Genomic DNA, 22,315 nt, shown 5'->3' with positions numbered 1-22,315 from the left:
AAGGCCGGCAATGCGGCCGGTCGGAGGGAAAGCGATGGGACGGACACTCGCGGAGAAGGTCTGGGACGACCATGTCGTCCGGCGCGCGGAAGGCGAGCCCGACCTCCTCTTCATCGATCTCCACCTGCTGCACGAGGTCACCAGCCCGCAGGCGTTCGACGGCCTCCGCAAGGCCGGCCGCCCGGTGCGCCGTACGGACCTGACCATCGCCACCGAGGATCACAACACCCCCACCCTCGACATCGACAAGCCCATCGCCGACCCGGTCTCGCGCACCCAGCTGGAGACGCTGCGCAAGAACTGTGCCGAGTTCGGGGTCCGGCTGCACCCGCTGGGCGATGTAGAGCAGGGTGTTGTCCACGTGGTGGGACCGCAGTTGGGACTGACCCAGCCCGGCACCACGGTGGTCTGCGGTGACAGTCACACCTCCACCCACGGAGCCTTCGGCGCGCTGGCGTTCGGCATCGGCACCAGCCAGGTCGAGCACGTCCTGGCCACCCAGACGCTGCCGCTGGCCCCCTTCAGGACCATGGCGATCACCGTCGACGGTGAGCTGCCCGACGGCGTCACCGCCAAGGACCTGATCCTGGCGATCATCGCCAGGATCGGCACCGGCGGCGGCCAGGGCTACGTCCTGGAGTACCGCGGCCCGGCCATCGAGAAACTGTCGATGGAAGCCCGGATGACCATCTGCAACATGTCGATCGAGGCGGGCGCGCGGGCCGGCATGATCGCCCCCGACGCGACCACCTTCGACTACCTGCAGGGCCGCGACCACGCTCCCCAGGGCGAGGACTGGGACGCCGCGGTCGCGTACTGGAAGACCCTGCGCACCGACGACGACGCGGTCTTCGACGCCGAGGTGCACATCGACGCCTCCGAACTGGCCCCGTTCGTCACCTGGGGCACCAACCCGGGCCAGGGTGCCCCGCTTTCGGCGAGCGTCCCCGACCCGGCTTCGTACGAGGACGCCTCGGAGCGCTACGCCGCCGAAAAGGCCCTGGAGTACATGGGGTTGACCGCAGGTCAGCCGCTGCGGGACATCAAGGTGGACACCGTCTTCGTAGGTTCGTGCACCAACGGCCGTATCGAGGACCTGCGCTCCGCGGCGCAGATCCTGGACGGCCGCAAGGTCGCCGACGACGTCCGCATGCTGATCGTGCCCGGTTCGGTCCGGGTCTCCCTGGAGGCCGTCGCCGAGGGGCTGGACAAGGTCTTCACCGCGGCGGGCGCCGAATGGCGGCACGCGGGCTGCTCGATGTGCCTGGGCATGAACCCCGACCAGCTGGCGCCCGGTGAGCGCTCCGCGTCCACCTCCAACCGCAACTTCGAGGGCCGGCAGGGCAAGGGCGGCCGTACGCACCTGGTCTCACCGCAGGTCGCCGCCGCAACAGCGGTTCTCGGCCATCTGGCCTCACCGGCCGATCTGTCCGCTGCCGACGTCGCCACGCCCGCGGGAGTCTGAACCATGGAAGCTTTCACCACCCACACCGGCCGGGCCGTCCCGCTGCGCCGCAGCAACGTCGACACCGACCAGATCATCCCGGCCCACTGGCTGAAGAAGGTCACCCGCGACGGCTTCGAGGACGGGCTGTTCGAGGCCTGGCGCAAGGACCCGCAGTTCGTCCTCAACCAGGAGCGGTACAAGGGCGCCACGGTGCTGGTCGCAGGCCCCGACTTCGGCACCGGTTCCTCGCGTGAGCACGCCGTCTGGGCGCTGCAGAACTACGGGTTCAAGGCCGTCATCTCCTCGCGGTTCGCGGACATCTTCCGTGGCAACTCCCTCAAGAACGGTCTGCTGACGGTGGTCCTGCCGCAGGAGACCGTCGACCGGCTGCAGTCGCTGCTGGAGGCCGACCCGGCCGCCGAGGTGACGGTCGACCTGGTCGGCCGGCAGGTGCGCGCCGAGGGCGTCACCGCCGACTTCGAGCTGGACGAGAACGCCCGTTGGCGCCTGCTGGAGGGGCTGGACGACATCAGCCTCACCCTTCGGGAGGAGTCGGCCATCGTGGAGTACGAGGCGAACCGGCCGTCGTTCAAGCCGCGTACCATCGAGGTCTGACCTCGGGTTTTATGGCTCAAAGCTGTATTGCGTACGATGCGCCCCCTGTGCAGTTGGCAGGGGGCGCATCGCCGTGTTGAGGCGGCTGTTGAGGCCCCGTGAAGCGACAACTCGCCGCAGATGGCACAATTAGCGCATGGAACGCGACGACCAACTCGAGCTCTACGGTCTCGTCGCCGACCGGCTCAAGGACGCACATACAAGAGTGCGGACACTGCAAGTCCCGGAGGGCGTACGGATGGCGCTGACCCGGAAGCTGCTCGTCATCACGGCCGCGGCTAAACACGATCTTGCGGACGCGGCAAGGCGTCTGGAGTGGTTCATGGAAGACCTCGACGAAGGTCGTTATCCCGAAGATGTGCACGCCGACGGAAGTCCGTGAAGGTCGAGTTCGTTGCGGCACAAGGGTGATTAGCCCGTTTCGTGTTTGATTTGCGGTATATATCTGCCTAACGTGCGAAAAAGCTTGGAACTTTCCTTCCAGCAATGTCTCCGAAGGGGAAGACGTGAACAAGGCGCAGCTCGTAGAAGCCATTGCCGACAAGCTCGGCGGCCGCCAGAACGCCGCGGACGCGGTCGACGCCGTCCTGGACGCGATTGTGCGTGCCGTGGTCACCGGCGACCGCGTTTCGGTCACCGGATTCGGCTCGTTCGAGAAGGTCGACCGTCCCGCCCGCTACGCCCGTAACCCGCAGACGGGGGAGCGGGTGCGGGTCAAGAAGACCTCGGTGCCGCGCTTCCGCGCCGGTCAGGGCTTCAAGGACCTGGTGAGCGGGTCGAAGAAGCTCCCCAAGGGTGGCGAGGTCTCCGTCAAGAAGGCCCCGAAGGGCAGCCTGACCGGCGGCGCCGCCATCAAGAAGGCCGCGGCGAAGAAGGCCACCGCCAAGAAGGCCGCCGCCAAGAAGACGACGGCGAAGAAGACCGCGGCGAAGAAGACCACCGCGGCGAAGAAGGCCACCGCCAAGAAGACGACGGCGAAGAAGGCCCCCGCCAAGAAGACCACCGCCAAGAAGGCGACCACGGCCAAGAAGGCCACCGCGAAGAAGGCGACGGCGAAGAAGACCGCGCCCGCGAAGAAGACGACCGCGAAGAAGGCCCCCGCGAAGAAGGCCACGGCACGCAAGACCACCGCCAAGAAGACCACCGCCCGCAAGCGGTAATTCTGCGGCGGCGACGCCACGCGTGGGGCCGGTCTCCCTCCGGGGAGCCCGGCCCGCGGTGCGTCCGGCGGCCGTTCGGCACCGGCCCCGGGCCGCGTCCGGCCGCGCACGGGTGGCCGAAGGGACCCGGGACCTCCTCGTCTAGGCTCTCTCCCATGCAGGCCACCGCGTATACGTACGACTCCGAGACCCGCTCCGGCAGCGTGCTGCTGGACGACGGCACCCCGCTGCCCTTCGACGCCGCGGCCTTCGACGCCGGCGGTCTGCTGCTGCTGCGGCCCGGTCAGCGGGTCCGTATCGACGTCACCGGCGAAGGCGACGCCCAAAAGATCGTCCTGGTCACGCTCCAGACGCTCTGACCTGCGGAGGCGGCAGCCGGCCCGGTCCCTCGGGCGCGGCCGCCCCCGGGGCGAGACGCGGCGCCTGGAGCGCCGTGTGCGGCCCCACGCCCAGCGCCAGCGCGGCCAGCAGGTCCTCGCCGGTGTCCACGTCCCGGCGCACCGAGGGCACCGCCGGGCCGGTGATCTCCCGGGCCCCGGACGCCAGGTGACGGGCCCGCGACGCACCTCCGAATGCCGGTTCCAATTCCACGCCGGAAGTCGCGGTCAGAAGTGTCGTCCCGATATCCGCCGCATCCGCGAGAAATGCGCGGGGAAATAGCGAAGCGGAATGGAGCACCAGTTCCAGCTCGGCGGGGCGCAGCGCGGGGAGATCGGCGTTCAGCGCGGCGACCGCCGCGCCCGGACGACGCGCCCGGATCACGCCCGCTCCATGGGCCAGCGCCGCGTTGAGACCACGGGCCGGAGCGTCGGGCACGATCAGCGCGCCCAGCTCCGCCAGCCGTTCCCCGGCCTGCCGGTCATCCGTGACAACCGCCACATCATGGACGTCTTCGCAGGCCAGCGCCGCTGTCACGGTGTCCAGGGCGAACGCGAGGGCCAGCCGGGGCCGGAACTCCTCCCCTGCGGCCCGGGAGAGCCTGCTCTTGGCCCGCACCAGCGGTTTCAGCGGCACCACCAGGCTCCAGCCCACATCCGCTCCGTCTCGTCGCATCGGCGCCATTCTCACCTGCCGCCGCCGCTCTCCGGGAGCGTCGGGGTTACGGTGTTCTCGACATAGCGGGTACCTGGGGCGACACTTGTGCGGCTGCCGGCCCGCAGCAGCTTCGCAGGTCCCACAAGGAGGGTGTCCCAGTGTCCCGCCGCAGAATCGGCTTCTGGTACCGCTTGGCCGCGGTCATCTGCAAACCGCCGCTCCTGGTTCTGTTCAAGCGGGACTGGCAGGGAATGGAGCACATTCCGGCCGACGGCGGATTTATCACCGCGGTCAACCACAACTCGTATCTTGATCCGCTCTCGTATGCGCACTATCAGTACAACACCCGGCGGGTCCCCCGATTCCTCGCCAAGGCCGGACTCTTCCGGAGCGGCTTTGTCGGCCTGATGATGCGCGGCACCGGACAGATCCCCGTCTACCGGGAAACCACCGACGCCGCCAACGCGTTCCGCGCCGCCGTCACCGCCATCGACAAGGGCGAATGCGTCGCCTTCTACCCCGAGGGCACCCTCACCCGCGACCCCGAGCTGTGGCCCATGCAGGGCAAGACGGGTGCCGCGCGGGTCGCGTTGCTGACGAAGGCGCCGGTCATCCCCGTCGCGCAGTGGGGCGCCAACGACGCGATGCCGCCGTACGCCAAGGAGAAGAAGCTCCGCCTCTTCCCGCGCAAGACGCTGCGGGTGAAGGCGGGACCGCCGGTCGACCTGAGCGCGTTCTACGACCGGGAGCCGACCGCCGAGGTGCTGCGGGCCGCCACCGAGGTCATCATGTCCGCGATCACCGAGCAGCTGGCCGCCGTCCGCGGCGAGCCCGCGCCGGCCGAACCGTACGACTGGCGCAAGGCGGTCGCCCGGGAGCGCCGCGTCGCCCGGGAAGCCGCCAGGGCCGGCCGGACCGCCGCGGCGGCCACGGCCCCCGCCGACCCGGCCGTCGGCCCGCAGCAGGCACGAAGCACCCAGCAGGCACAGGAGGATGAAAGCAAGTGACGCGCTGCGCCGTCTACGGCACGGGGTCCTGGGGCACCGCCTTCGCGATGGTGCTCGCCGACGCGGGATGCGAGGTGACCCTGTGGGGGCGCCGCGAGTCCCTGGTCGACGCCGTCAACAACGGCCGTACGAACCCCGACTACCTGCCGGGGGTCGAGCTCCCCGCGTCCGTGCGGGCCACCACCGACCCGGCGGAAGCGGCGCGCGGCGCGGAGTTCGCGGTGCTGGCCGTCCCCGCCCAGACGCTGCGCGCCAACCTCGCCGCATGGGCGCCCCTGCTGCCCGCCGACACCGTCCTGGTCTCCCTGATGAAGGGCGTCGAACTGGGCACGGCCAAGCGCATGAGCGAGGTCATCGAGGAGGTCGCCAAGGTGCCCGCGGAACGCGTCGCGGTGCTGACCGGCCCCAACCTCGCCAAGGAGGTCGCCGCCCGGCAGCCCGCCACCGCCGTCGTGGCCTGCGCCGACGAGGCGGTCGCCCGGCGCTTCCAGGCCGCCTGCCACACCTCGTACTTCCGCCCGTACACCAACACCGACGTGGTGGGCTGTGAACTGGGCGGCGCGGTCAAGAACGTCATCGCGCTCGCCGTCGGCATCGCCACCGGCATGGGCCTGGGCGACAACGCCAAGGCGTCCCTGATCACCCGCGGTCTCGCCGAGACCACCCGGCTCGGCCTCGCCATGGGCGCCGACGCGCACACCTTCGCCGGCCTGGCCGGCATGGGCGACCTCGTCGCCACCTGCTCCTCGCCGCTGTCGCGCAACAACACCTTCGGCACCAACCTCGGCCGGGGGATGTCGCTCCAGGAGACCATCGCGGTCACCAAGCAGACCGCCGAGGGCGTCAAGTCCTGCGAATCCGTGCTGGATCTGGCCCGCAGGCACGGTGTCGACATGCCGCTCACCGAGACGGTCGTGGAGATCGTCCACGAGGGCAAGCCGCCGATGGTCGCCCTCAAGGACCTGATGTCGCGCAGCGCCAAGTCCGAGCGGCACTGAGGCGCCACGCCACTATCGGCCGCCGCAGCGCTGACTCCACGGCTACCAGCAGGTACCCTCAACCCGATATGAGCAGCGAGACCTCCTCCCACAAGCCCCGCGTCGCCGTCGTGTTCGGCGGCCGCAGCTCCGAGCACGCGATCTCCGTGCTCACGGCCGGCGCCGTGCTGCGTGCCATCGACCGCGAGAAGTACGACGTGCTGCCCATCGGCATCACCACGGACGGCCGCTGGGCGCTGACCGCCGACGACCCGGAGCGGATGGCCATCGCGGACCGGCAGCTGCCCACCGTGGCCGCGCTCGCCGAGTCCACCGAGGGCGCCGTGGTGCTCCCCGTCGACCCGACCAACCGCGAGGTCGTCTACAGCGAGCCGGGCTCGGTGCCCAAGGCGCTCGGCGAGGTCGACGTCGTCTTCCCCGTCCTGCACGGCCCCTACGGGGAGGACGGCACCCTGCAGGGTCTGCTGGAACTCTCCGGGGTGCCCTATGTCGGCTCGGGCGTGCTCGCCTCCGCCGTGGGCCAGGACAAGGACTACATGAAGCGGGTGTTCACCTCCTTCGGGCTGCCGGTCGGCCCGTACGAGGTCATCCGTCCGCGGGAGTGGGAGAACGATCCGGCGGCCGCCCGCCGGAAGATCGTCGACTTCGCCGCCGAGCACGGCTGGCCGCTCTTCGTGAAGCCCGCGCGGGCCGGCTCGTCGATGGGCATCACCAAGGTCGACGACCTCGGCGGCCTGGACGAGGCGATCGAGGAGGCCCGTCGGCACGACCCCAAGATCCTTGTGGAGTCGCTGCTGCGCGGCCGCGAGATCGAGTGCGGGGTGCTGGAGTTCGAGGACGGCCCGCGGGCGAGCGTGCCGGCCGAGATCCCGCCGGTCACCGCGCACGACTTCTACGACTTCGAGGCCAAGTACATCGACTCGGCCGACGGGATCGTGCCCGCGCCGCTGACCGGCGAGCAGACCGCCGAGGTCCAAAAGCTGGCCGTCGCGGCCTTCGAGGCGGCGTCCTGCGAGGGCTTGGTGCGCGCGGACTTCTTCCTGCAGGACAACGGCGAGTTCGTGATCAACGAGATCAACACGCTGCCCGGCTTCACGCCCATCTCGATGTACCCGCGGATGTGGCAGGAGAGCGGAGTGAGCTACCCGGAGCTGATCGACCGGCTTCTGCAGGCCGCACTGCACCGCTCCACGGGGCTGCGCTGACCCCGCCGGTCCCCGGGGCCGGCCCGGCCCCGCCGGGCCGGCGTCAGACCCCGACGGGAACGGTCTTCTTCACGGCGCCCGCGAGGTCGGTGAGCGCATCGACCTCGGGGGCGTACTTCCCGGGCACGGTCACCTCGACATAGGCCTTGCGCAGCACGGTGGTGAAGCGGTAGCCGTCGTCCTGCTTCTCGAAGAGCCAGCGCACCCCGTTGACTTCCGCCGCGTCCGCGTAGGGGTTGTAATGTTCACTCCCGTGCGTCAGGACGTCGGGCTTCGGTACCCCGCAGCGCAGTTTCACGGCAGGATCGCCCCAGCGGGCGGTGAAGTCGGAGACCGGCTCGGTGGCGGCCCGCTTCACTCCGTCCACGGTGTGCGGCAACTCCTCGTGGAGCGCCTTGCAGTACCGCGCCGCCGCCCCCTCGGGAGAGGGGACGGCCACGTCCTCGGAAGGGGAGCAGCTCACCGCGGCGAACAGCACGGTGAGCGCGGGCAGGGCCAGGTGCCGGCGGCGCGGAGTGATCACCCGGCCGAGGATACGGGGAGCTAGAGATGGACGACCGGGCAGGTGAGGGTGCGGGTGATGCCTTCCACTTGCTGGACCCGCGCGACCACCATGCGGCCCAGCTCATCGACGGTGTCGGCCTGTGCGCGCACGATGACGTCATAGGGCCCGGTCACGTCCTCGGCCTGGAGCACGCCGTGGATCTTGGAGATCACCTCAGCGACCGCCGAGGCCTTGCCGACCTCGGTCTGGATCAGGATGTAGGCCTGTACCACGGAACCTCCAGGGCGGCTACGAGGATCATGTGGGAAGAAGGGACGCCACGGTACCGCGTCACCGTGCGGAGCGGGGAGACCCGCGCGGTGAACTCGGCGAGTGCGGCACAGTCGTCAGCCACGTACGGACCGTCCGTACACATGGGAAGGGCAACAGCATGAAGGGCACCGTGGGCGAGCTGGGGGAGTTCGGGCTGATCAGGGAGCTCACCTCCCGGCTCACCACCACTCCGGCCGTACGGATCGGGCCGGGTGACGACGCCGCGGTGGTCACCGCGCCGGACCGGAGGGTGGTCGCCAGTACCGACATCCTCCTGGAGGGCCGGCACTTCCGGCGCGACTGGTCCACCGCCTACGACGTCGGCCGCAAGGCCGCCGCGCAGAACCTCGCCGACATCGCGGCGATGGGCGCGGTGCCCACCGCGATCCTGCTGGGCCTGGTCGTCCCCGCGGAACTCCCCGCGACCTGGCCGACCGAGCTGATGGACGGGCTGCGCGACGAGTGCCAGGTGGCGGGTGCCGCGGTGGTCGGCGGGGACGTCGTCCGCGGCGACACCATCACCGTGGCCATCACCGCGCTCGGCGATCTGCGCAACCAGGAGCCGGTCACCCGGGCCGGTGCCCAGCCCGGCGACGTGGTCGCGGTGACCGGCTGGCTCGGCTGGTCCGCCGCCGGGCACGCCGTCCTCTCCCGCGGTTTCCGCTCGCCGCGCGCCTTCGTGGAGGCCCACCGCCGGCCCGAGCCGCCGTACCACGCGGGCCCGGCGGCGGCCGGACTCGGCGCCACCGCCATGACGGACGTCAGCGACGGGCTGGTCGCCGACCTCGGGCACATCGCCGAGGCCAGCAAGGTCCGGATCGACCTGCGGTCCGCCGGCATCGACATCCCCACGCAGATGTCCGACATCGGCACCGCCGTCGGCGTGGACCCGATGCAGTGGGTGCTCAACGGCGGTGAGGACCACGCGATCGTGGCCACCTTCCCGCCCGATGTGAAGCTGCCCGCCCGGTGGAAGGTCATCGGCGAGGTGCTCCACCCCTCCGCGCTGCCCCAGGTGACGGTGGACGGCGCCCCCTGGGTGAAGGCCGGCTGGGACCACTTCGGCGACAACGGGGACACCGAGTAGTCCCGTACGGGATACCGGGCCGCCCCCTACGGGCACCCGCAGGACCGAGGGGTGCCGCCGAGTAGATTCGGCGGTATGCACACACCTCCACGCGTCCTGACCGTCGCCGGGTCCGACTCCGGCGGCGGCGCGGGCATCCAGGCCGACCTGAAGACGATGCTGGCGCTCGGCACCCACGGCATGAGCGTGATCACCGCCGTCACCGCCCAGAACTCCCTGGGCGTACAGGGCGCGTGGGAGCTGCCCGTCGAGGCCGTACGGGCCCAGTTCCGCAGCGTCGTCGACGACATCGGCGTCCAGGCCGTGAAGACCGGGATGCTCTCCTCGGCCGCACTCGTCGAAACCGTCGCCGGACTGCTCGCCGGCCTGCGGGTCCCGGTCGTCGTCGATCCCGTAGGGGTCTCCAAGCACGGCGATCCGCTGCTCGCCGCCGACGCGCTGGACGCGGTCCGCGGCGCCCTGCTGCCGACGGCCACCGTCGCCACCCCCAACCTGGACGAGGTCGCCCAGCTGACCGGCGTACGCGTCGAGGACGAGGCCGGCATGCGGCGGGCGGCCGCCGCCATCCTGGACTTCGGTCCGCGCTGGGCGCTCATCAAGGGCGGCCATCTGACGGCCGGTGCCGCGCCCGGCGACAGCGCCGTCGACCTGCTCACCGACGGCACCGAGGAGCACTGGCTGCGCGCGCCCCGCCACGACAACCGGCACACCCACGGCACCGGCTGCACCCTCGCCAGCGCGCTGGCCGCGCAGCTCGCCAAGGGGGACACTGTCCCGCAGGCCGCCGCGGCGGCGAAGGAGTACGTCACCGGCGCCCTCGCGGCCGGCTTCCGGCTGGGCGCGGGCATCGGCCCCGTGGATCACGGCTGGCGCACCCGCGGCACGGACTGACCCGGCGCACGGCGGCGACCCGGTTCGGCCGGGCGCCGCCGGATCAGCGCGCGGCCCCGGGAACGGCCCCGGTAACCGCCCCGGAAAAGGCGGAAGCCGGCCCACCTTGACGGTGGACCGGCTCCATAAGCAACCGGCTGGCTGCGCTACGGCTAAGACGTCAGCGCGAGACCTTGCCGGCCTTGATGCACGAGGTGCAGGCGTTCAGCTTCTTCGGCGTGCGCCCGATCACTGCACGCACCGTCTGGATGTTGGGGTTCCAACGACGGTTGGTGCGGCGATGCGAGTGCGAGACACTCTTGCCGAAGCCCGGCCCCTTGCCGCAGACGTCGCAGTTGGCAGCCACGGGTCACTCCAAAGACTTCAGATGCACTTACGGTGAAATCCCGACGGGCCGAGTGCATTGCCCGACCGGCGCCGTCAGGAGAGGAATGGCCCGATTCTCATCGGGCAACCGGAGCAGCATACAACGACCGCTCCCGTAGAACGAAACTACCACGCAGCGCCCGGCCCCCGCCCCGGCCGCCCCGTCGGAACGCGGCTACTGTGCGATGCATCCCGCGACCCAGGAGGACGACGTGCCCAACCCGCTCGACGCCGCCGCGGTCCGCTCCTGGTGCGGGCTGGCTCTGGAGGCGCTCGGACGGGAACGCGAGCGGATCGACGCCATCAACGTCTATCCGGTGGCCGACGGCGACACCGGCACCAACCTCTATCTGACGCTCGAATCGGCCGCCCGCGCGGTCGAGGCCGCCTTCGACGGGCACAGCTCGGCCGGCACCGCGCCCTGCCTCGCCGACGCGATCGGCGCCATGGCCCATGGGGCCCTCATCGGGGCGCGCGGCAACTCCGGCACGATCGTGGCGCAGCTGCTGCGCGGGATGACGGAGGTGCTGGCGGCCGGGGACGGCTCGGCCGGGGCGCTGCGGCAGGCGCTGCGCCGGGCCGCCGCCTCCACGTACGAGGCCGTCGCCCACCCCGTCGAGGGCACCGTCCTGACCGTCGCGACCGCCGCCGCGGACGCCGCGGAGCGGGCCGCCGCAGGGGCCGCCGGTGCTGCCGAGGTCGCCCGTGCCGCCCACGAGGGCGCCCGTACCGCGCTCCAGGCCACCCCGGGCCAGCTCGCGGTCCTCGGCCGGGCCGGTGTGGTGGACGCCGGCGGCTGCGGCCTGGTCGCCCTGCTGGGGGCGCTCGCCGACGCCCTGTCCGGGGAGGTCTCGGCGACGCCGGTCGCCGTACGGGCCGACGCCCCGCTCCCCGAGGCGGCCGGCTGCGAGGCCGTCGGCGGGGTGGCGGCGGAGGGCTGCGGGGACCCGGACGGGCCCGCCTTCGAGGTGATCTACCTGCTGGAGGCCGGGGACGCGGCGGTGGCACGGCTGCGGGCCCGGCTCGACACGCTCGGCGACTCCCTGGTGGTGGTCGGCGGGGACGGGCTGTGGAACGTCCATGTCCATGTCGACGACGCGGGCGCCGCGGTCGAGGCCGGTATCGAGGCGGGCCGCCCCTACCGGGTCCGCATCACGCACTTCGGTGCCGTCACCCGCCCCGAGGAACCGGCCATGACGGCGCGGGCCGTGGTCGCGGTGGTGCCGGGCGCCGGGCTCGCCGGACTGTGCGCGGAGGCCGGCGCGACGCCGGTCGCCGTGCGCCCCGGAGAGCCGCCCGCCAGCGGCGAACTGGTGCAGGCGATCCGCCAGGCGCACGCCCGGGAGGTGATGCTGCTGCCGAACGACGCCGAGCTGCGGCACACCGCGGCGGCCGCCGCCGAACAGGCCCGCACCGAAGGCGTACGGGTCGCGCTCATCCCCACCCGCTCCGCCGTCCAGGGCCTCGCGGCGCTGGCGGTGCACGAACCGGGCCGCAGCTTCGACGAGGACGTGGTCGCCATGACCGCGGCCGCGGGCGCCACCCGCTACGCCGAGCTGGCGGTCGCCGAGCGGCAGTCGTGGACGATGGCCGGGATCTGCCAGGCCGGGGACGTCCTCGGCCTGATCGACGGCGATGTCGCGGTGATCGGCTCCGACCTCCTGCACACCGCGACGACCGTGCTCGACCGGATGCTGTCCGCGGGCGGGGAGATGGTCACCCTGGTCCTCGGCGCGGACGTGCCGGAGGCGCTCGCCGAGCGGCTGGAGCGCCATGTCCGCGAGCGCCATCTCGCCGTCGACACGGTCGTGTACGAGGGCGGCCAGCACGCGGCGCCGCTGCTCATCGGCGTGGAGTGAGCCCGCCGGGCCGCCGGGTGAGCCGCGATTGTCACAGGCGTGGTGTGCAATGGAGGCGTGGCAGCGCTCGACGAACCCCTGAAGAAAATCCTCGGTGGCACCACCGCGAAGGTGCTGGCCGAGCATCTCGACCTGCATACGGTCGGCGACCTGTTGCACCACTACCCGCGCCGCTATGCCGAGCGCGGTGAGCTGACCCGTCTCGCGGACCTCCCGCTGGACGAACACGTCACGGTCGTCGCGCAGGTCGCGGACGCCCGGGTGCTGAAGTTCAACGGCGGCCGGGGGCAGCGCCTCGAAGTGACGCTCACCGACGGCAGCGGCCGGCTCCGGCTGGTCTTCTTCGGCAAGGGCCTGCACAAGCCGCACAAGGAGCTGCTCCCCGGGCGCCGCGCGATGTTCGCCGGCAAGGTCTCGGTCTTCAACCGCAAACTCCAGCTCGCCCACCCCGAATACGAGCTGCTCGACCGCACGGCCGACGAGGGGGAGGACGCGGTCAGCGCCTTCGCCAACCAGCTCATGCCGATCTACCCGGCCTGCCAGCAGATGGCGTCCTGGAAGATCGCCAAGGCGGTGGACGCGGTGCTGCCCAGCGCGCAGGACGCCGTCGACCCGCTGCCGGAATCGCTGCGGGAGGGCCGGGCGCTGGTCCCGCTCACCGAGGCGCTGCTGAAGATCCACCGGCCGGCGACCAAGGCCGACATCGCCGATGCGCGGTCCCGGCTGAAGTGGGACGAGGCCTTCGTCCTGCAGGTCGCGCTCGCCCGCCGCCGCCTCGCCGAGACCCAACTCCCCGCCGTGGCGCGGACCCTGGTCCAGGGCGGCATCCTCGACGCCTTCGACGCCAAGCTGCCCTTCACCCTCACCGAAGGGCAGCAGAAGGTCAGCCAGGAGATCTTCGACGACCTGGCGACCGAGCACCCCATGCACCGCCTCCTCCAGGGCGAGGTGGGCTCCGGCAAGGCGCAGCCGCTGGACGCCCTGGTGCTGACGCCGCGCGGCTTCCGTCCCATGGGGGAGATGACCGTCGGCACCGAAGTGGTGGTGCCGAGCGGTGAACTCGCCGTCGTGGACGGTGTCTTCCCGCAGGGCGAGCGGGAGGTGTGGCGCCTGGTGCTGTCCGACGGGAGCGCCGTCGAGTGCGACGACGAGCACCTGTGGATCGTCGGGGCCGACGGGGCCGACGGGTCCGCCGAGCAGGTACGGACGACGCGGGAACTGCGCGGCGACCTGCTGACGGCCGACGGCCGCCCCAAGTGGTCCATCGCGCCCGCGACACCGGTGGACCTGGACGGCGGCGAGGCCCGGCCGCTCGACCCCTATGAGGTGGGGCGGACACTGGGCGAGGGAGGCGGCGACCGCCCGGCGGCCCGGGTGCCGGACGCGTACCGCGACGCCCCCCTCAAGGACCGGCTGGCCGTGGTGCAGGGCCTGATGGACACCGGCGGGCTGCCCGCGGGAGCCGCCGCGGTCTACCGCGCGGCGCCCGGTCCGCTCGCCGCCGACCTCGCCTGGCTGGTGCGCTCCCTGGGCGGCGTCGCCCGGCTCGACCCCGTGCCCGGAGAGGCGTACGACGTCTGTGTGGCCTTGCCGGACGCGCATCCGCCGTTCCGTGGCCCGGCGGCCCCCGAAGGTGCGGCGGCGCACCGGCCGGCCGGCCCCGAGGACCGCCCCTCCTTCCGGCGCGGCATCCACGCCATCGAGTACGTGGGCCGCGCACCCGTCCAGTGCATCAGCGTCCGGCACCCCTCCCACGCCTATGTGACCGACCACTTCACCGTCACCCACAACACCATGGTCGCGCTGCGCGCCATGCTCGGTGTGGTCGACAGCGGCGGCCAGGCCGCGATGCTGGCGCCCACCGAGGTCCTGGCCCAGCAGCATCACCGTTCGATCACCGAGATGATGGGGGAGCTGGCCGAGGGCGGGATGCTCGGCGGCGCGGAGCGCGGCACCAAAGTGGTGCTGCTGACCGGCTCCATGGGCGCCGCGGCCCGCCGCCAGGCGCTGCTCGACCTGGTCACCGGCGAGGCCGGCATCGTCGTCGGCACCCATGCCCTGATCGAGGACAAGGTGCAGTTCCACGACCTGGGGCTGGTCGTCGTCGACGAACAGCACCGCTTCGGCGTCGAGCAGCGGGACGCCCTGCGCGGCAAGGGCAAACAGCCGCCGCACCTGCTGGTGATGACGGCGACCCCCATCCCGCGCACGGTCGCCATGACCGTCTTCGGCGACCTGGAGACCTCCGTCCTGGACCAGCTCCCCGCCGGACGCTCGCCGATCGCCAGCCATGTGGTGCCCGCCAAGGACAAGCCGCATTTCCTGGCCCGCGCCTGGGAGCGGGTCCGCGAGGAGGTGGCGGCCGGCCACCAGGGCTATGTGGTGTGCCCGCGGATCGGCGACGAGGAGGACGCCCCCAAGGGGACGAAGAAGGGCGCGGCCGGCTCCAAGGGCGGGGCCGCCAGGGAGAGTTCACCGGAGGACGCGGCGGAGAAGCGCCCGCCGCTCGCGGTGCTCGACATCGCCGGGCAGCTCACCACCGGCCCGCTGGACGGCCTGCGGGTGGCGGTGCTGCACGGCCGGATGGCGCCGGACGACAAGGACGACGTGATGCGCCGGTTCGCCGCCGGCGAGCTGGACGTGCTGGTCGCGACGACCGTCATCGAGGTCGGCGTGAACGTCCCGAACGCCACCGCCATGGTGATCATGGACGCCGACCGCTTCGGCGTCTCCCAGCTGCACCAGCTGCGCGGCCGCGTCGGCCGTGGCACGGCGCCCGGCCTGTGCCTGCTGGTCAGCGAGATGCCGGAGGCCAGCCCGGCCCGCGCCCGGCTCGCCGCCGTGGCCGGCACCCTCGACGGCTTCGAACTCTCCCGTATCGACCTGGAACAGCGGCGCGAGGGCGATGTCCTGGGCCAGGCCCAGTCCGGCGTCCGCTCCTCGCTGCGGATGCTCGCGGTCATCGACGACGAGGAGGTGATCGCGGCGGCCCGCGACGAGGCCACCGAACTGGTCACCGCCGACCCCGAGCTGTCCGGATACCCGGAGCTGCGGATCGCCCTGTCCGCCCTGCTGGACGACGCACGGGAGCAGTATCTGGACAAGGGATGAGCGCCGCCGCCGCGACGCGGGGCGCGGCCGGCGGACGGGCCCGGCCCCGGCGGCACGTGAGATCGATCACCGCGCTCCGGCGCTCCCCGGAGGCTCCGGCCGGACCTCGCCCGTCGGCTGACGGAATATCGTGGAGGTGCGGAGCCTGCCCGGCTCCCCTCAGCACACCGACCACGCGCAACGTAAGGACGGGCCCATGACCCGCGTGATCGCCGGTACGGCCGGCGGCCGCCGCTTGGCCGTACCACCGGGAAACGGCACCCGCCCCACCTCCGACCGTGCGCGCGAGGGCATGTTCTCCACCTGGGAGTCGCTCGACGGGCCGCTCGGCGGTGCCCGGGTGCTCGATCTGTACGGCGGTTCCGGCGCGGTCGGGCTGGAGGCGCTCTCGCGCGGCGCCGCGCACGTCCTGCTGGTCGAGGCCGACGCCCGCGCGGTGCGCACCATCCGCGACAACGTCCGCGTGGTCGGCCTCCCCGGCGTCGAGGTCAGGGCCGGCAAGGCCGAGCAGACCGCCGCCGCGCCGCCCCCGGGCGAGCCGTACGACCTCGTCTTCCTGGACCCGCCCTACGCGGTCACCGACGCGGAACTCTGCGAGATCCTGCTCACACTCCGTGGTCAGGGGTGGCTTGCGGAGCAGGCACTCGTCACCGTGGAGCGCAGCACCAGAGGCGGCACGTTCCCATGGCCGGACGGATTCGAAGCGATCAAGGCCCGTCGCTACGGCGAGGGGACGCTTTGGTACGGTCGCGCCGCTTCGACGTCCGTCGCACCGACGTCAGCAAGCGTGTCATGACCGGATCGGAGAGCGAGGAAACCGAGTTGCGCCGCGCCGTCTGTCCGGGGTCGTTCGACCCCGTCACCAACGGGCACCTGGACATCATCGCCCGTGCCTCCAAGCTGTACGACGTCGTCCATGTCGCCGTGATGATCAACCAGTCCAAGAAGGGGCTGTTCACGGTCGAGGAGCGGATCGACCTGATCCGCCGGGCCACCGCCGAGTACGGCAACGTGGAGGTTGAGTCCTTCCACGGCCTGCTCGTCGACTTCTGCAAGCAGCGCGACATCCCCGCCATCGTCAAGGGACTGCGGGCGGTCAGCGACTTCGACTACGAGCTGCAGATGGCCCAGATGAACAACGGCCTGTCCGGTGTGGAGACGCTCTTCGTCCCCACCAACCCAACCTACAGCTTCCTCTCCTCCAGCCTCGTGAAGGAGGTCGCCGCCTGGGGCGGCGATGTCTCCCACCTGGTCCCGCCGTTCGTCCTCGAGGCCCTCACCGAGCGCCTGCGGAAGAAGGACTGAACACCGCACCCGGCGTACCGCGCGCGATGCCGGACTGGCGGGGCGTCAGGTGGTGTCGGGCGGTCGGCCGGTGGACGTACAGTCGTCCCGTCCCGTCGTTCACAACCCTTCAGAGAGTGGCGAGTCCAAGGTGGACGTGCAGAAGAAGCTCGACGACATCGTCGCGACCGTCGGCGGTGCCCGGTCCATGCCCATGTCGGCCTCGTGCGTGGTCAACCGCGCCGAGCTGCTCGCCATGCTGGAAGAGGTGCGCGCGGCGCTGCCGGGCTCCCTCGCACAGGCGCAGGAGCTGCTCGGCGGACGCGAGCAGGTGGTCGAGGACGCACGGGCGGAGGCGGAGCGGATCATCGAGACCGCGCACGCCCAGCGCGGTTCGCTGATCTCCGACACCGAGGTCGCCCGGCAGTCCCAGGAGGAGGCGGACCGCATCCTGGCGGAGGCCCGCCGGGAGGCGGAGGAGATCCGCGCCGAGGCCGACGACTACGTGGACAGCAAGCTCGCCAACTTCGAGGTGGTGCTGACCAAGACCATCGGGTCGGTCGACCGGGGCCGCGAGAAGCTCCTCGGCCGGGGCCCGGGTCTCGACGAGCAGGGATACGAGGACGCCGAGGCCCCGGAGCGCAGCGGCGACCCGGAGACCCTCCGGCAGCGCGCCGACGCCTATGTGGACGCCAAGTTCGGGGCGTTCCAGGCCGTGCTGACCAAGACGCTGGAGGCGGTCGGCCGGGGCCGCGACAAGCTCCAGGGCGCGCGGGTCATCGATGAGCTGGGCGTGCACCTCGCGGCGCAGGGCGACCCGCAGTCCGGGCATCCGCAGGCGGACGCCGACTACCTCGCCGGCCTGGCGGGCATCGGTGCCGACCAGGCACCGCAGCCGCCCCAGGTGCCCCCGATGCCGCAGGCGCAGCCCCCGATGCCCCAGGCGCAGCCCCAGGAGCATCAGCAGCCCCTCCAGCCCCAGCTCCAGCAGCAGGGCTACTACGCCGACCCCGCGGCCTACCCGCAGCAGGACGTCTACGGCTATCAGCAGCCGCAGGACGCGATGTACGCCCAGGACGCCCAGCAGCAGAACATGTACGGCTACGACTGGCAGCAGGCCCAGCAGCAGGGCTACGACCCGCACGGGTATCTCCAGCAGCAGGTGCCGCAGCAGCCCCAGCAGGCCCCGCACGGCCAGGCCGCGCAGTCCGGCGCGCTGGACGAGACCAGCCTCTTCGACACCAGCATGATCGACCTGGACCAGCTCCGGCAGTACGAGGAGCGGCGCCAGTAGGCGTCTCCGCCCGCGGGGCCGGGGAGGAACGACAGCGGATTGGGCCTATCGGGGCCCGTCCAGTATCCTGGCTCTTCGGTCGCGCGTATGTCCGCGATCTCTGCTGCCCGAATCCTCCACCACGGAAGTACGGGCGGCACGTAAACCCCGTAGAAAGCAGGAAGCCATCAACGCCCGCCTCGACCACCGTTCCCCTCTCGTGTTCGACACACGGGAGCTGGGCCGGCGTCCCGGTGCGCTCAAGAGGGTCTCCCGCTCCGTCGAGGCCCCCCGGGACCTCGGCAACGAGGTCATCGGTGTGCCCGAGGGCGCACCGATCGAGCTCGACCTCCGCCTCGAGTCGGTCATGGACGGGGTGCTTGTCACAGGCACCGGCCGTGCAACCGTCAAGGGGGAGTGCGTAAGGTGTCTGGAGCCGCTGGAGCGAGAGCTCGACGCGGACTTCCAGGAGATGTTCGCCTACCCCGACGCCGATGCCCGGGTCCATGAGGACGCCGGCGACGACGCCGAGGACGAGGAGGACACCCTCTTCCTCGAGGACGACCTGTTCGACCTCGAGCCCGTGCTGCGGGACGCGGTGGTGCTTGCACTGCCGATGCAGCCGGTGTGCCAGGACGACTGCCCGGGTCTGTGCTCCGATTGCGGAGTGCGGCTGGCGGACGACCCGGACCACCACCACGACGCCGTCGGCATCCGTTGGGCGGCACTGCAGGGACTCGCCGGGACCGTCAAGGACGGCGAGAAGGACAACATGGGCGGCGCCGAAGCGGGCGTCGACGAGAAGCAGGAGAAGTAGCCGTGGCTGTTCCGAAGCGGAAGATGTCGCGCAGCAACACGCGCCACCGCCGGTCGCAGTGGAAGGCTGCGGTCCCCACCCTGGTGGCATGCGCTAGCTGCCACGAGCCGAAGCTGCAGCACATCGCGTGCCCGAGCTGCGGCACCTACAACAAGCGCCAGGTCCTCGAGGTCTGAGCGGCTGGTGACAGGCTTCATGTCAGACGCCAAATCGACTTCCCGCAAACGCGGGGATGAACCGACTCCGGCGGACACGGCCTCGTCCCACACGCTTCTGGAAGGGCGGCTCGGGTACCAGCTCGAGTCCGCCCTTCTGGTGCGTGCGCTGACACACCGCTCGTACGCATACGAGAACGGCGGTCTGCCCACCAACGAGCGGCTCGAGTTCCTCGGGGACTCGGTGCTCGGCCTGGTGGTCACGGACACGCTGTACCGCATCCACCCCGATCTCCCGGAAGGCCAGCTGGCCAAGCTGCGGGCCGCGGTGGTCAACTCGCGTGCACTTGCCGAGGTGGGCCGCGGCCTCGACCTCGGTGCCTTCATCCGCCTCGGACGAGGCGAAGAGGGTACGGGCGGCCGGGACAAGGCCTCCATCCTCGCCGACACCCTTGAAGCGGTGATCGGCGCGGTCTATCTCGATCAGGGTCTCGACGCGGCGGGCGAGCTGGTGCACCGGCTCTTCGACCCGCTCATCGAGAAGTCCTCCAGCCTGGGCGCCGGCCTGGACTGGAAGACCAGCCTCCAGGAACTCACCGCGACCGAAGGTCTCGGTGTCCCGGAGTACCTGGTCACCGAGACCGGCCCCGACCACGAGAAGACCTTTACTGCTGCCGCCCGCGTCGGTGGTGTCTCGTACGGCACCGGCACCGGCCGCAGCAAGAAGGAAGCCGAGCAGCAGGCGGCCGAGTCCGCGTGGCGTGCGATTCGCGCCGCGGCGGACGAGGCGGCCAAGGCGGCAGCTTCCGGCGACGAGGTGTCGCCGGAGGCCGAGGACTCGGCTCCGGCCGCCGGCGACGGTTCGTCGTCGGCACACTGAAGCACCGATTCTGACCCCGTTCCGGGGCGGCCCCGTGTCGCCCCGGAACGGGGTCAGCGTCCTTTCCCCCTTCTTTCGCCCACCGCCCTTCCCAAGGAGCCCTCCGTGCCCGAGCTGCCCGAGGTCGAGGTCGTACGCCGCGGACTGGAGCGCTGGGTCAGCGGCCGCACGATCGACGCCGTCGAGGTGCGGCATCCACGGGCGATCCGGCGGCACACGGCCGGGGCGGCGGACTTCGCGGCCCGGCTCAAGGGGCTGCGCCTCGGCACGGCGCGGCGGCGCGGCAAGTACCTCTGGCTCCCGGTGACCGGCGGCGGTCCGGCCTCCCAGACCGCCGCGGAGGGCATCACCCCGATGGTCACGCCGTCCGTCACCCACGGGCTGGCGATCCTCGCCCACCTGGGGATGAGCGGACAGCTGCTGGTCCAGCCGCAGGACGCCCCCGACGAGAAGCACCTGCGGATTCGTCTCCGCTTCGCCGATGACCTGGCCACCGAACTCCGCTTCGTCGACCAGCGCACCTTCGGCGGACTCTCGCTGCACGACACCGTGCCCGGCGACGCCGGCCAACTGCCCGACGTCATCGCCCACATCGCCCGGGACCCGCTCGATCCCGCCTTCGACGACGCCGCCTTCCACGCCGCGCTGCGCCGCCGCCGGACCACCGTCAAGCGCGCGCTGCTCGACCAGACGCTGATCAGCGGCGTCGGCAACATCTACGCGGACGAGGCGCTGTGGCGCAGCAAGCTCCACTACGAGCGGCCGACCGCCACCCTCACCCGGCCGCGCACCGCCGAGCTGCTCGGCCACGTACGCGACGTGATGAACGCCGCGCTCGCCGTCGGCGGCACCAGCTTCGACAGCCTCTATGTCAACGTCAACGGGGAGTCCGGCTACTTCGAGCGCTCCCTGGACGCCTACGGGCGCGAGGACGAGCCCTGCCGCCGCTGCGGTACCCCGATCCGGCGCCGCCCCTGGATGAACCGCTCCAGCTACTTCTGCCCCCGCTGCCAGCGGCCGCCGCGCGCCTGAACACCGGGCCGCGGCCCGGCCGTCGGGTCAGCCGGCGGGGTGCTGGGCGTCGTACTCCTCGCGCGCCCGCATGACCTGCGGCATCCGGTCCTCCACCAGGTCGATCAGCGTCCGCAGCCGACGGGCCACCTGGTCGCCCAGCGGCGTCAGCGCGTAGTCCACCCGGGGCGGGTTGGTCTGCTGTGCCTCGCGGTGCACGAGCCCGTCCCGCTCCAGTGCGTGCAGGGTCTGGGCCAGCATCTTCTCGCTCACGCCCGCCACCCTGCGCCGCAGTTCGTTGAAGCGGAAGGTGCCGTCGAGCAGGGCGCCGAGCGTCAGGCTGCCCCACCGGTCGGTGATGTGCCGGAGAGCGTCCCGGGACGGGCAGTCGCGCGCGAAGACGTCGTAGGCCAGGTCGTCCGTACAGCCGGGGGTGGGCTCCTCGGCCGTCTCGCCGGTGGTTTCGGTCGCCATGCGCACACCCTACCCCGGCGCAGCGCTAACCAATGGGTTGCGCTTTCTAAAAGTTAGTGCTTCTCTTCTCTCCATCGCATCCCGCCGTTCCCGGGGGCCGACCGCCCCGGGACGTCATGACCCGAGGAGAAACCGCCGTGACCACGCCCGCCCTGCCCACCCCCGTCGTCTCGCTCGCCTACCACTCCGGCTTCGGCCACACCGCAGTCCTGGCCGAGGCCGTCCGCGCCGCCGCCGTCGAGGCCGGCGCCACCGTTCACCTGATCAAGGTCGACGAGATCACCGACGCCCAGTGGGAGCAGCTGGACGCCTCCGACGCCATCGTCTTCGGCTCGCCGACCTACATGGGCACGGCCTCCGGCGCCTTCCACACCTTCGCCGAGGCGAGCGCCAAGCGCTGGGCGACCCGCGCCTGGCAGGACAAGCTCGCCGCGGGCTTCACCAACTCCGCCTCCAAGAGCGGGGACAAGCTGCACACCCTGCAGTTCTTCACGGTGCTCGCCGCCCAGCACGGCATGAACTGGGTCAGCCTCAACCTGCTCCCCGGCTGGAACTCCTCCACCGCGTCCGAGAACGACCTGAACCGCCTGGGCTTCTTCCTCGGTGCCGCCGCCCAGTCCCCCAACGACCAGGGCGCCGAGGGCGTCCACAAGGCCGATATCGCCACCGCCGAGCACCTGGGACGCCGGATCGCCGAACAGGCCCGCATCGTCGTCGCGGGCCGCGCCGCCCTCGCCGCCTGACCGGCCCGTTCCTCCGGACCCGCCACGCACTGCGCCCGTGCCGCCCCGGGGGAGATCCCCTGGGGGGGCGGGGGGCCGGC

Annotated in this window: 25 protein-coding genes; 20 read left to right on the top strand and 5 right to left on the bottom strand. The window is 71.7% G+C overall.

The features are described from left to right. Positions 1-34 precede the first annotated feature (34 nt). The 5 genes from leuC (at position 35) to ACWC9R_RS22495 (ending at position 3,581) form a co-directional block, all read left to right on the top strand. On the top strand, positions 35-1,465 hold the full coding sequence (gene leuC, locus ACWC9R_RS22515; protein ID WP_450733970.1) for a 3-isopropylmalate dehydratase large subunit: 1,431 nt from the start codon (positions 35-37) through the stop codon (positions 1,463-1,465). Between the two features lie 3 nt (positions 1,466-1,468). Next, positions 1,469-2,062: a 3-isopropylmalate dehydratase small subunit gene (leuD, locus tag ACWC9R_RS22510; RefSeq protein WP_450733968.1), complete on the top strand. Its 594-nt coding sequence runs from the start codon at positions 1,469-1,471 to the stop codon at positions 2,060-2,062. Between the two features lie 136 nt (positions 2,063-2,198). Continuing rightward, positions 2,199-2,444: an SCO5555 family protein gene (locus tag ACWC9R_RS22505; protein WP_362604290.1), complete on the top strand. Its 246-nt coding sequence runs from the start codon at positions 2,199-2,201 to the stop codon at positions 2,442-2,444. A gap of 124 nt (positions 2,445-2,568) precedes the next feature. Then, positions 2,569-3,222 (top strand): HU family DNA-binding protein, encoded by a 654-nt coding sequence (locus tag ACWC9R_RS22500; RefSeq protein ID WP_450733967.1) that lies wholly within the window; start codon positions 2,569-2,571, stop codon positions 3,220-3,222. 155 nt (positions 3,223-3,377) lie between these two features. Then, a complete protein-coding gene (locus ACWC9R_RS22495) occupies positions 3,378-3,581 on the top strand; it encodes a hypothetical protein (RefSeq protein WP_450733965.1) in 204 nt (67 codons plus the stop codon). On the opposite strand, the gene cofC is transcribed toward ACWC9R_RS22495, so the two are convergent. Then, the gene (gene cofC, locus ACWC9R_RS22490) at positions 3,562-4,275 is read right to left on the bottom strand and encodes a 2-phospho-L-lactate guanylyltransferase (protein ID WP_450733963.1); all 714 of its coding nucleotides are present in this window, start codon (positions 4,273-4,275) and stop codon (positions 3,562-3,564) included. The two genes, ACWC9R_RS22495 and cofC, sit on opposite strands and share 20 nt — an antisense overlap. 140 nt (positions 4,276-4,415) lie before the next feature. Here cofC and ACWC9R_RS22485 point away from each other — a divergent pair, with 140 nt between their 5' ends. From ACWC9R_RS22485 to ACWC9R_RS22475, 3 genes are all read left to right on the top strand, one after another. Beyond that, a complete protein-coding gene (locus ACWC9R_RS22485) occupies positions 4,416-5,264 on the top strand; it encodes a lysophospholipid acyltransferase family protein (RefSeq protein ID WP_450733962.1) in 849 nt (282 codons plus the stop codon). Beyond that, positions 5,261-6,262: an NAD(P)H-dependent glycerol-3-phosphate dehydrogenase gene (locus tag ACWC9R_RS22480; protein WP_450733960.1), complete on the top strand. Its 1,002-nt coding sequence runs from the start codon at positions 5,261-5,263 to the stop codon at positions 6,260-6,262. Before ACWC9R_RS22485 ends, ACWC9R_RS22480 begins: the two co-directional genes overlap by 4 nt. A gap of 68 nt (positions 6,263-6,330) precedes the next feature. Continuing rightward, on the top strand, positions 6,331-7,467 hold the full coding sequence (locus ACWC9R_RS22475) for a D-alanine--D-alanine ligase family protein (RefSeq protein ID WP_450733959.1): 1,137 nt from the start codon (positions 6,331-6,333) through the stop codon (positions 7,465-7,467). A gap of 43 nt (positions 7,468-7,510) precedes the next feature. On the opposite strand, the gene ACWC9R_RS22470 is transcribed toward ACWC9R_RS22475, so the two are convergent. Then, a complete protein-coding gene (locus tag ACWC9R_RS22470; RefSeq protein WP_450733958.1) occupies positions 7,511-7,990 on the bottom strand; it encodes a DUF3515 domain-containing protein in 480 nt (159 codons plus the stop codon). A gap of 20 nt (positions 7,991-8,010) precedes the next feature. Beyond that, positions 8,011-8,244, bottom strand: coding sequence for an Lrp/AsnC ligand binding domain-containing protein (locus ACWC9R_RS22465; protein ID WP_450733957.1), 234 nt, complete (start codon positions 8,242-8,244; stop codon positions 8,011-8,013). 158 nt (positions 8,245-8,402) lie between these two features. Here ACWC9R_RS22465 and ACWC9R_RS22460 point away from each other — a divergent pair, with 158 nt between their 5' ends. Both ACWC9R_RS22460 and thiD read left to right on the top strand, forming a co-directional pair. After that, complete coding sequence (locus ACWC9R_RS22460) at positions 8,403-9,371, top strand: thiamine-phosphate kinase (protein ID WP_362604273.1); 969 nt, start codon at positions 8,403-8,405, stop codon at positions 9,369-9,371. Positions 9,372-9,446: 75 nt separating this feature from the next. Beyond that, positions 9,447-10,262 carry a bifunctional hydroxymethylpyrimidine kinase/phosphomethylpyrimidine kinase gene (gene thiD / locus ACWC9R_RS22455; protein ID WP_450733955.1) on the top strand — a complete coding sequence of 272 codons (816 nt, stop codon included), beginning with the start codon at positions 9,447-9,449 and terminating at the stop codon, positions 10,260-10,262. A 160-nt stretch (positions 10,263-10,422) separates the two neighbouring features. On the opposite strand, the gene rpmB is transcribed toward thiD, so the two are convergent. Continuing rightward, positions 10,423-10,608: a 50S ribosomal protein L28 gene (gene rpmB / locus ACWC9R_RS22450; protein ID WP_006602870.1), complete on the bottom strand. Its 186-nt coding sequence runs from the start codon at positions 10,606-10,608 to the stop codon at positions 10,423-10,425. 205 nt (positions 10,609-10,813) lie between these two features. On the opposite strand from rpmB, the gene ACWC9R_RS22445 reads away from it, so the two are divergent. From ACWC9R_RS22445 to mutM, 9 genes are all read left to right on the top strand, one after another. Continuing rightward, complete coding sequence (locus ACWC9R_RS22445) at positions 10,814-12,487, top strand: DAK2 domain-containing protein (RefSeq protein ID WP_450733953.1); 1,674 nt, start codon at positions 10,814-10,816, stop codon at positions 12,485-12,487. Between the two features lie 57 nt (positions 12,488-12,544). After that, positions 12,545-15,598, top strand: coding sequence for a helicase-related protein (locus ACWC9R_RS22440; RefSeq protein WP_450733951.1), 3,054 nt, complete (start codon positions 12,545-12,547; stop codon positions 15,596-15,598). Between the two features lie 196 nt (positions 15,599-15,794). Then, positions 15,795-16,394, top strand: a complete 600-nt coding sequence (gene rsmD / locus ACWC9R_RS22435) for a 16S rRNA (guanine(966)-N(2))-methyltransferase RsmD (protein WP_450733950.1) — start codon at positions 15,795-15,797, stop codon at positions 16,392-16,394. A 26-nt stretch (positions 16,395-16,420) separates the two neighbouring features. Then, positions 16,421-16,903, top strand: coding sequence for a pantetheine-phosphate adenylyltransferase (coaD, locus tag ACWC9R_RS22430; RefSeq protein WP_362604323.1), 483 nt, complete (start codon positions 16,421-16,423; stop codon positions 16,901-16,903). Between the two features lie 130 nt (positions 16,904-17,033). Next, positions 17,034-18,176, top strand: a complete 1,143-nt coding sequence (locus tag ACWC9R_RS22425; RefSeq protein ID WP_450733948.1) for a cell division initiation protein — start codon at positions 17,034-17,036, stop codon at positions 18,174-18,176. Positions 18,177-18,342: 166 nt separating this feature from the next. Continuing rightward, positions 18,343-18,972, top strand: a complete 630-nt coding sequence (locus tag ACWC9R_RS22420; protein ID WP_450734034.1) for a YceD family protein — start codon at positions 18,343-18,345, stop codon at positions 18,970-18,972. A 2-nt stretch (positions 18,973-18,974) separates the two neighbouring features. Continuing rightward, positions 18,975-19,148, top strand: a complete 174-nt coding sequence (gene rpmF / locus ACWC9R_RS22415) for a 50S ribosomal protein L32 (RefSeq protein WP_030087884.1) — start codon at positions 18,975-18,977, stop codon at positions 19,146-19,148. A 19-nt stretch (positions 19,149-19,167) separates the two neighbouring features. Continuing rightward, positions 19,168-20,007, top strand: a complete 840-nt coding sequence (gene rnc / locus ACWC9R_RS22410) for a ribonuclease III (RefSeq protein WP_450733946.1) — start codon at positions 19,168-19,170, stop codon at positions 20,005-20,007. A 105-nt stretch (positions 20,008-20,112) separates the two neighbouring features. Further along, positions 20,113-21,039, top strand: a complete 927-nt coding sequence (gene mutM / locus ACWC9R_RS22405) for a bifunctional DNA-formamidopyrimidine glycosylase/DNA-(apurinic or apyrimidinic site) lyase (protein WP_450733944.1) — start codon at positions 20,113-20,115, stop codon at positions 21,037-21,039. Positions 21,040-21,066: 27 nt separating this feature from the next. Here the strand turns inward: mutM and ACWC9R_RS22400 are convergent, their stop codons facing one another. Beyond that, entirely contained in the window at positions 21,067-21,492 is a 426-nt protein-coding gene (locus ACWC9R_RS22400) for a winged helix-turn-helix transcriptional regulator (RefSeq protein WP_450733943.1), read from the bottom strand. A gap of 152 nt (positions 21,493-21,644) precedes the next feature. Between ACWC9R_RS22400 and ACWC9R_RS22395 the strand changes: the two genes are divergently transcribed. Next, positions 21,645-22,235, top strand: a complete 591-nt coding sequence (locus ACWC9R_RS22395; protein WP_450734033.1) for a flavodoxin family protein — start codon at positions 21,645-21,647, stop codon at positions 22,233-22,235. Positions 22,236-22,315: the final 80 nt, after the last annotated feature.

The sequence above is a fragment of the Streptomyces sp. NPDC001219 genome, assembly GCF_053597915.1.
This window is presented reverse-complemented; position numbering and strand designations above follow the sequence as displayed.